This window comes from Candidatus Binatia bacterium (assembly GCA_029243485.1).
Taxonomy (GTDB): Bacteria; Desulfobacterota; Binatia; order UBA12015; family UBA12015; genus VGTG01.
This window is the reverse complement of record JAQWRY010000045.1, coordinates 1-8,982: the sequence shown is the minus strand read 5'-3', so window position 1 is coordinate 8,982 and position 8,982 is coordinate 1. Positions and strand designations below refer to the sequence as shown.

At 63.7% G+C, this 8,982-nt stretch carries 9 protein-coding genes and 2 pseudogenes; 8 read left to right on the top strand and 3 right to left on the bottom strand.

Features of this window, described 5'->3' with window-relative positions; genetic code table 11:
• Window positions 1–229, top strand: a 229-nt coding sequence (locus P8R42_12925; GenBank protein ID MDG2305522.1) for a transposase, incomplete at its 5' end; no start/stop codon positions are given.
• 54 nt (window positions 230–283) lie between these two features.
• Window positions 284–946, top strand: coding sequence for a hypothetical protein (locus P8R42_12920; GenBank protein MDG2305521.1), 663 nt, complete (start codon window positions 284–286; stop codon window positions 944–946).
• On the opposite strand, the pseudogene P8R42_12915 reads toward P8R42_12920, so the two are convergent.
• Window positions 943–1,368: pseudogene (locus P8R42_12915) on the bottom strand (thioredoxin domain-containing protein). The gene P8R42_12920 and the pseudogene P8R42_12915 sit on opposite strands and share 4 nt — an antisense overlap.
• A 15-nt stretch (window positions 1,369–1,383) precedes the next feature.
• Window positions 1,384–1,674: a hypothetical protein gene (locus P8R42_12910; GenBank protein ID MDG2305520.1), complete on the bottom strand. Its 291-nt coding sequence runs from the start codon at window positions 1,672–1,674 to the stop codon at window positions 1,384–1,386.
• A gap of 188 nt (window positions 1,675–1,862) precedes the next feature.
• Between P8R42_12910 and P8R42_12905 the strand changes: the two are divergent.
• From P8R42_12905 to P8R42_12885, 5 genes and pseudogenes are all read left to right on the top strand, one after another.
• Window positions 1,863–1,973: pseudogene (locus tag P8R42_12905) on the top strand (TauD/TfdA family dioxygenase).
• 22 nt (window positions 1,974–1,995) lie between these two features.
• Entirely contained in the window at window positions 1,996–3,159 is a 1,164-nt protein-coding gene (locus P8R42_12900) for an amidohydrolase family protein (GenBank protein MDG2305519.1), read from the top strand.
• A 1-nt stretch (window position 3,160) separates the two neighbouring features.
• Window positions 3,161–4,543, top strand: coding sequence for a hypothetical protein (locus P8R42_12895; protein MDG2305518.1), 1,383 nt, complete (start codon window positions 3,161–3,163; stop codon window positions 4,541–4,543).
• Window positions 4,544–4,559: 16 nt separating this feature from the next.
• Window positions 4,560–5,075: a hypothetical protein gene (locus P8R42_12890; protein ID MDG2305517.1), complete on the top strand. Its 516-nt coding sequence runs from the start codon at window positions 4,560–4,562 to the stop codon at window positions 5,073–5,075.
• Between the two features lie 24 nt (window positions 5,076–5,099).
• Window positions 5,100–5,504: a cupin domain-containing protein gene (locus P8R42_12885; protein ID MDG2305516.1), complete on the top strand. Its 405-nt coding sequence runs from the start codon at window positions 5,100–5,102 to the stop codon at window positions 5,502–5,504.
• Window positions 5,505–6,341: 837 nt separating this feature from the next.
• On the opposite strand, the gene P8R42_12880 is transcribed toward P8R42_12885, so the two are convergent.
• Complete coding sequence (locus P8R42_12880) at window positions 6,342–7,160, bottom strand: hypothetical protein (protein MDG2305515.1); 819 nt, start codon at window positions 7,158–7,160, stop codon at window positions 6,342–6,344.
• 765 nt (window positions 7,161–7,925) lie between these two features.
• Between P8R42_12880 and P8R42_12875 the strand changes: the two genes are divergently transcribed.
• A protein-coding gene (locus tag P8R42_12875; protein ID MDG2305514.1) for an IS3 family transposase occupies window positions 7,926–8,982 on the top strand; the annotation gives its coding sequence in 2 pieces (ribosomal slippage) (window positions 7,926–8,190 and window positions 8,190–8,982; 1,058 coding nt annotated over the 2 pieces). This gene is flagged as partial in the annotation.

The following is an 8,982-nucleotide window of genomic DNA, read 5'->3' as shown; positions in this document are numbered from 1 at the left end:
CGGCTACATCGAGAGCTTCAACGGAAGGCTTCGCGATGAACTTCTCAACGGCGAGATCTTCTACACGGTGCAGGAGGCAAAGATCCTGACCCAATGGTGGCGGCTCGAGTACAACCACGTCCGACCGCACAGCGCCCTCGGGTATAGAGCTCCTGCTCCCGAGGCGCTCGAACCGCTGCCGTTCCGGCGTGCGATCTTTACACCCATGCAGAGCGCTGCCCTAACGTAGCGGCTGGTACGACAACCGGGGGCGGGTCAGTCTGAGCAGCTGACGGATCGGCTGGTGATCACCTGGGAGGACGTGCCGGAGTTCGGATCGTCCAGCCAGAGCAGCTTCCAGCTGGAGCTGTTCTTCGATGGCGTGATCCGCATGACCCACCTTCCCATCGCTGCAACCGACGGCATCTCGGGCCTCTCCGAGGGAAACGGTGAACCGGCCGACTTCCAGGAGAGCGAACTGACCGGCTACGGGCCATGCGCCACGCCGACACCGACGCCGGCACCGACTCAGACAGCGACTCCAACACCTACGCCAACACCGCCGTGTGGCCTGGCACCCGCTACTGGGTGCCGATCGGGAGAGGCAGGCAAGTCGCGGTTGCAAATCCGGGTAACGGGCGTCCCCACAAAGGACACCTTCACGTGGAAGCTCAACAAAGCCGATGAGACACTCCTAGGAGAATTCGCCGATCCGGTGAGCGAGGACGTGGCGACCTACCGGGTCTGCGTCTATGACGAGTCCGGCGGAGCTCAGCCGCTGGTCGAGGCGGAGATGCCCCCGATGGGCACGTGCGACGGCAAGCCTTGCTGGGGAAACACGGGCACAAAGGGCTTCAGGGGCTGCCCAAGACGCCATGGTGGCTCCAGGCTCCGCCCGCTCGCGTCGATTCGAGTAGGCCAATCGCCCGTGCTCCCAATCAGTCGACGCGGGCGCCGGCGAGCCTAGCTCTTCCCCTTCTCCTTCAAGATTCCGTCGATGACCGACTTGTAGGCCTCGAAAGAGCGTTGGCCTGTCGCCTTCTTCCCGTTGATGAAGATGGTCGGCGTACCGCGGACGCCGGAGCGACCGGCGAGCTTCATGTCTTCATCGACCATTGCTTGGGTCGAGGAGTCGGCCATGTCGGCCTTGAACTGCTCGACGTCGAGTCCGATCTCGCCGGCCGACTCGATGTAGTATGGCTCGCTGAGGCCGTTGTACTTGGCCATGATCTTGTCGTGCATCTCCCAGAACTTTCCTTGTTTGCCCGCGGCGACCGAAGCCTTGGCGGCGGGCATCGCGTTCTTGTGGAAGTTCAGCGGGTAGTGCTTGTAAACGATCTGGAGATCGTTCGGATACGCTTCAACTAGTTGGTCCACCAAACTGGCGGCGCGCGCACAGTGGGGTCATTGGAAGTCCGAAAACTCGACCAGGGTAACGGTCGGGCTCTCTGCTCCTTTCGGGAATGAGCTGCCTACCGGCAGGTTGTAGACCTTGTTGGGGTCTTCCTGAGGCCGCGCGGGCTTCGCGGTTCCCGCCTTGGCGAGGATGTCCTTCTGACCCTTCTGTAGGGAGTCGAGCTTGGCCAGAATGTCTTGCTGCTGCGTCTGCAGCGTTCCAACCTTGGCCGACACGAGGTCGACTCGCCCCTTGACCTCATCGACGGCCTTTTGGTCGACGCATGCGACTAACGTCAAGGCCACAAAGCCCGCGACCAGCGAGCGACTTGTATTGGTCAAATGCATCTTGAACCTTATGCCCCGAATGCAGGCCCAAAGACAAGTGCTTCGTCTCACGTATTCGGGTACGCTTGGTGCCCCTGCTTGGGTTCTTGCTCGATCACGTGAGTGACCCAGCGGTCCAGTGCCGCTCTTCTTGAGACGCCGGCTCGATCGCATTCTGGGACAATCGCGCTGTGCAACATTACGCTGTTTCCGACTACAACGAAAACCGCGTCATGCATCGCGTGACGATCCGGGGAGACCGGCCGCGCTGAGCGGGGCGCCGGGAGGGAATCAATGCAGAACGGATTCAAGATCTTCGACGCCGATGCGCACGTCGTGGAACCCAAAGACCTCTGGGAACGGTTCCTCGACAAGCCCTACCAGCATCGGGTCTCCTGGAGGCAACCTTTCCCAGGGATGGACCGATTCCGCCCGGCCACCGTCGACGGACGCTACACCCAGAGCCACAAGACTCTCTACGGTCGCCAGCAAGAAGCCGTTCGGTGGACCACCGAGGCGATGGTGGCCAAGTACGGCGACGTCGTGAACCGCGGGTTCGACGGCCCCGGCGTAGCCGAGAGTATGCGCCGCGAGGGCGTCGACCTCATGGTCCTCTACGGGCCGGGCTACGACATGTGGATCGACGGTATCGATCCGGACCTCCAGGCAGCCATGGCTCGCGCGTACAATCGCTGGGCCGAGGAGATGCGCGAGACGTCCGGGGGCCGCGTTCTCGCCGCCGGGCCCGTCCCTCTCTCCGACATGAAACGAGCGGTCGAAGAAGTGCGCTATGCCTACGAACATCTCGGCATTCGTTGCTTCTGGGCACGGCCCAACCCGTTTCAACACCGGACGCTCGGCGATCCCTTCTTCAATCCGCTGTGGGAGATCCTGCAGGACCTCGACGTGCCGTTCGCCACGCACGAATTCATGGGACTCGTCGGACCGTCGGCGGGGGAAGATCGCTTCTCCAGCTTCGTCGAGTGGCATACGTGCGTACATCAAATGGAAGCGCAGATGGCCATGCTCGCGATGATCGTGCACGGCGTATTCGAGCGCTTCCCGCGCCTGCGCGTCGCCTACATGGAGGCCGGCTCGGCGTGGCTGCCCTCGTGGCTGCACCGGATCGAAGAACACCTGGAGCTCGCGGGCTGGCTCGAAGCACCGGAATGCACGAAATCGCCGGCTGAATACTTCCAGCGCAACTGCTGGATCACCACCGAGTGCGACGAACAGCTCGTGTACCATGTCATCGACGAGCTCGGCTCCGAGCGCATCCTCTTCGAGACCGATTATCCGCACCCCGACTCGAAGTACCCGAAGGCGGTCGAGACCTTCTTGTCACAGGCCAAGGTCTCCGACGATAGCAAGCGCAAGATTCTGTGGGACAACGCGCTGGACTTCTACCGCTTCCCCGAATCCCACCTCCCTTCCGAGTTCTTGGAGGCGAAGGGCTGACATGGCCACAGGCTTCCGCAGGTCTTTCGAAGTCGTGGACTACGAGGCACTCATGCGTGCCCACGTTCCGCCGCCGGAGTATTTCGATTCGGATTGGCTCCTGGGCCCCGAGGCGCTCGAGCAGCGGCAACTCGAGCGCCTGCAAGCGCGGGCGGAGCGAGCCGGGCGCGTCCCCTTCTTTCGCGACCGTTGGAAGGCCGCCGGCTTCAACCCGCACGACCTCCGCACGCTCGACGATCTCGCGGCCGTCCCCTCCTACCGGGTCGACGATATCCGTCAGAGCATCGAACGCCATCCACCGATGGGTGACTACCAAGGGGTATCACTGGACGACGTATGCCAGGAGCCGGTTCGGATCTTCATGTCGGGGGCCACGACCGGGGCGCCCCGCCCTACCCTATATACGCAATGGGACCGAGAGGCCGGAGCCATCCTGATGGCAAGGGCCCTGTACGCACAAGGGGTGCGGCCGGGCGACGTCGTGCTGAACGCCTGGGCGTATTCGACGCACAACGGCGCGTTCGCGTTCGATGAAGCCCTGCACAAGTGGCTGAACTGCGTGGTGATCACCACCGGCACCGGCGTGGTCACGAGCAGCCGCCGACAGGTCGAGCTGGCGCATCAATATAAAGCGACTGCGATCCTGACGACGGGCGACTACCTCCTTCACCTGGCGGACGTCGCGAAATCGATGGGCCTCGACCCCAAACGAGACTTCAACCTGAAAGCACTTCCCAACATCGGCGACCGCGCCAAGTTAGAAGAAGTTTGGGGCGGCGAGAATTACCAGTCGTACGGTTTTCACGAAGTACAATGGGTCGCCATCGAATGCCCCGCACGCGACGGCCTCCACATCTTCGAAGACGCGTTCGTCGTCCAGATCGTCGACCCCGATACCGGCGAGATTCTGCCCGACGGCGAGCAGGGCTGCATCTGCATCACCGAGATCTACAAGACCGGCAGTCCACAGTTCCGCTACGACATTCAAGACCTGTCGTTCCTGTACCCACGAGAACAATGCGCATGCGGCAGCTGGCTCCGCCGGATGGGTCCGTTCACGGGCCGCGCCGACAACATGGTGAAGCTTCGCGGCGTCAACATCTGGCCCGAAGCGGTCGGGGCGATCGCGCTCGACGATCCCCGGCTCGAGAACGAGTACTTCGTTCGCGCGCGTCGCGAAGGGTCGCGCGATGAAATGATCGCGCACGTCACGACGCGCGCTCCAGCCGAGCAATACGAAGAGATCCGCCTCGCGACCGAGGCACGGCTGAAGGAACGCCTTGGCGTACGCATCGCGGCCGCGGTCAGACCAATGGGCGGCCTCGACGACTGGACCGAAATCCACACCTCTCCGAAGCCAAAACGTTTTCGCGACGAGCGTTGAGCAGGAGGAAAGCCTCATGCCAGGAACCGTGTACACCGTACCGCCCATCCCCCCCGACCCCGCGAACACCACGTACGTAGCCGGGGGAGGCCTTCGCATCGGCGTCGAGCATCGCCTGCTCGACGCCGGAGAGCTGGCAGCCAACTACGAAGGCGCGGCGATGGAAGAGGTGCAGGCGAACATCACGGGAGACATCGAAGACAACGGCCTCTCCCTGCACGTCGAAGGTGCCGATGGTCACGAGTACCTGCGCTTCGACTGCTTCACGAGCGGGCCGCACTATCACTACATCGAGCCGTCGGGAGAGCAGCAAACGATCGTCGACTTCGACCGCGTGGCGCTCGGAGAGATGCTGCCCTGGGTCCTCCACCAGCTACGCACCCGCCTCGACGCCATGCTCGAGTACGCCGGCGGTGGCGCCCTGCTCTCCACGATCAATCGCGCCGAGGTCGACCGGTTGTTGCCCGAGGTCGAGCATCTCGCGCGGCGCGCCGAATCCGAGCTCGCCAGCCAGAAGAAACAGCGGCGCTGAGCCGCCTCGAGAGGACCCGCCGACATGGAGCATCCACCGCACGTCTTTCATTGGAACGACCTCCCCTGGGACAACCCGCTTGCCGGAGCAGATCCCGCACGCCAGCCTCCCAAAGAACTCGTGGACGCGGCACGAAAGAGCGGCGCGAAGCGCAAGAAGGTCGTTCGAGGCGAGGCCGGTTTCTACATGAACCGTTCGACGATGGGCCCAGGCTTTCGCGTGCCTCCCCACCAGCACGACCACGACGAACTCATCGTCGTGCTCTCCGGCGGCTGCGTATTCGACAACGGGCTCGCCGATCTCGGGCCCGGCGACTCCATCGTGATCCACGGCGGTACACGCTACGGGTTCACGTGCGCAGAAGAAGGAATGGAGTTCCTGACGATCCGGACCGGCGAAGCGACGGTCACGCTCGAACCGAAGAGCTGACCAGAACGCCGGCGCACGGTGCGTGATCGGCCAGAGGACCCGTAGTCCGCGAAAACTCGCAACACACCGCACCGGTCGGTCGCGGCGTCCACGGAAGTCGGCCGGGCGGGATCCGCTGTAGGTCGCGACTGGGGATTGCGCACCGAACGAGAAAATCGGGATGCGGACGGCGTGCTCCTTCGGCCCTGGGAGAGTCGCAAAGGTATGTCGCGCGGCGGCTGCGACGCACCCCGCGTTGAGCCGCGAGGCGGTAGTCGTGGTGCAGACCGTCCAGCACAGGCAGCGCGACGAGGTCGCCGTCCGCCAGGTCTGGCCGTCTCGCGGGGGGACGGCCTCGTGCGACCATGTCGCGGCGAACGGTGCTCCCGCAGTGGTGGATCCCGCACTTCGCCGCCAGCTCCTCCACAATCTTGTCCTCGCCCCACTCGGGGTGGTCGGCGGACATGCGGCGGATGAATGCGATGTGATGCCGGGGAATCCGAGGGCGTTCCGGTCTGGACTTCCATCGCCACAGCGCCTTGACGCCCCGTCGATGCCAGCCGATCACCGTGGCGGGCCTCACGACGAACACCGTCCGTGCCCAGTCGGGCCAGAGACGGCGGAGAATGACCCCAGAAGATTGGATCGCGCGAGTGAAGCTGGGGCCGGGACTTGGAGCGCGGAGCGACCATGATTTACTGGCGCAGCGCGTTGTTCTCGAGGATCAGATTCGCCCTCGGCATCACCATGGCCCGGCCCAGGACGAGGCAGGCGGAAAGGAGGGTACGCATCGGGACAGGAGTACCATGCCTAAACCGTCTTGGCGGTGGGGGTGTTTTGGGTTTTCGTGGACTACGCCTAGTCGGAATCCCATAGGATCTCGGTGTTCGGGTCCCCGGGGGGAGACGCCCCCCGAACCGAAACACGGTGGCTCGTAGAGTCTTGGGCGCCCTGGTCGTCGGTCACCGTCAGAGTGATTTCGTATCCACCGGGCGACAAGCGCACCCGTGCCGTCGGCGACGAACTGGCCGGTGGACCAACGCGATCGGCGTTCTCCCGCCGCCGTTCCACCGCGAAGGCATAGCTCCGGATCTCCCCGTCCCGATCCGAAGACCGTTCCGCACTCAACTCGAACCAGTTCGGCGTGTCCGGTGTCCGCGTCGAATTCTCGACGTCAATCTTTGCCTGGGGTCGACGGTTCCCGCCGCCCGACCCCCCACCACCGGATCGAGATCCCTTGTTCTCGACCCGCAGATTGAAACTTCCATCGCCTGAGGGCAGGCACCGCCAAAGCTGGGTGGTCGACAAACCGAGATCGGAAACTCCCGTCACCCCGCTTTCGAGAGAGACCGCAGTCGTCAGGAAGGTGTGCCCGGCGCCCGCTTGGCAGGCTGCGGGTACCCCGAGCGTGGCCTTACCGACCTTTAGGGAAACCTTCAGGCGGCCACCACGCCGCACCACTGTCGCTCGCGCGAGAGCGGAGTTGCGACCTTCGTATTTGAAGGTGGCACGATCCGCTCTCGCCCCGCGAGCCACCGGAAGCGGCTCCTGTAATGCCACCTCAGTCCCGAAGGTGGCGAGTTCCGTGCCATCACCGTCACCCAGCAGCATCTTCAACCGCAGGCGACTCTCCTTTGTGAAATCCAACGCGGTGAGGTCCGAGTCCTCGAATTCCATGTTGATCCGGAGTGTCCCTCTCCCGGCGCCCTCGCCCAGCTTACTCGCACGGCCCGAAAATTTGAGAATCGAAAGTGCGTCGGCTGACTCGCTGGAAGCGAAGGATGCCCGGTCAAAGCGGGCCGCCACCGGAACACTCCACCCTTCGGTCGAACACGGCGACGCCGTGCATCGACCATTGACACGACAGGAGTACTCCAGTTCGGTCACGCTATCCCCATCTTCCTCGCAAGAGACGAACGTCGGAGTTGTCGCACGGTCGTAATGAATCACGAGGTCGAGGGACTTCGTAATTTCATTTCGCACGGCGACCAGGTGTAAACCGTCGAAGGCGAGATAGCGCAGAGTAGGCCCTCCCCGTCGAGGGCTTGCGGTTACCGCCTCGTCAGTGAGCCGCTTCAACGCCTCGAGCAATACACGGGCAATGCCCGGATTGGTGACGTCCCCCGACGCCGCGGAGGCTCCGGGGGAGGCCGGGTGATGAAACAGGCGCCCCGGAAGAGAGATCGTACGCCGGCTGATGGCCCCGCCCGCAACCGGGCGGAAGTCGCATTCGAACTCGCTCTGGCGCAAGACCGGGTCGGAATTTCCGTCGTCGCCTATTACATGGCAGCTCGCGAGCTGTGCTGTCTCCGCTCCGGCCGTATCAAGCACGAGGCCCGCCAACGATTTCGTAGTTTCGTCCAGGACCGCAATCTGACCCTCCCCCCGAAACCGGTCCGGCCCGAATGTTAGAGAAGGTCGGTCGGAGAAGGAGGGAGTGAGATGGCAAGCAAGCGACACGATGCTGCACAGATCATCGCGAAGCTGCGTGAGGCGGAGGTCGAGCTGGGGCGGGGCAAGAAGACGGGCGAGGTCTGCCGGAAACTCGGCGTCACCGAGCAGACCTACTATCGATGGCGCAAGGAGTACGGCGGTCTTCGGACGGACCAGGCGCGACGGCTCAAGGAGCTGGAGCGAGAGAACGGTCGGCTCAAGAGGCTGGTGGCCGACCAGGCACTCGACGTGGCGATCCTGAAGGAAGCCGCGAAGGGAAATTTCTGAGCCCGCCCAGGAGACGCCAGGCCGTGGATCACGTGCAGAAGAAGATGGCGGTGTCGGAGCGGCGGGCGTGTCGAGTTCTGGGGCAAGCGCGATCGACGCAGCGACGTCGGCCGTGCGAAAAACCGGGCGAGAAGGCGCTGGTGGCGAGGATGATCGATCTTGCGACGGAGTATGGTCGCTACGGCTACCGGCGCATTACGCGGATGCTGCGCACCGAGGGCTTTCGAGTGAACCACAAGCGGGTCGAGCGTCTGTGGCGACGGGAGGGGCTGAAAGTGCCGCAGAAGCAGCCCAAACGAGGCCGCCTGTGGCTGAACGACGGCTCGTGCGTGCGCCTTCGGGCCGAGCACCGCAACCACGTCTGGTCCTACGATTTCGTGCACGACCGGACGCACGATGGACGTCCGATCCGCATGCTGACGATGATCGACGAATTCACTCGGGAGAGCCTGGCGATCCGGGTCGCGCGACGGATGTGCTCCGAGGACGTGCTCGATGTCCTGACCGAGCTCTTCGTCGAGCGCGGCACGCCGGAGTACCTGCGCTCGGACAACGGCCCAGAGATGACAGCCAACGCGGTGCGAGACTGGCTTGACCGAGTCGGAGTGAAGACGCTCTTCATCGAGCCGGGAAGTCCGTGGGAGAACGGCTACATCGAGAGCTTCAACGGAAGGCTTCGCGATGAACTTCTCAACGGCGAGATCTTCTACACGGTGCAGGAGGCAAAGATCCTGACCCAATGGTGGCGGCTCGAGTACAACCACGTCCGACCGCACAG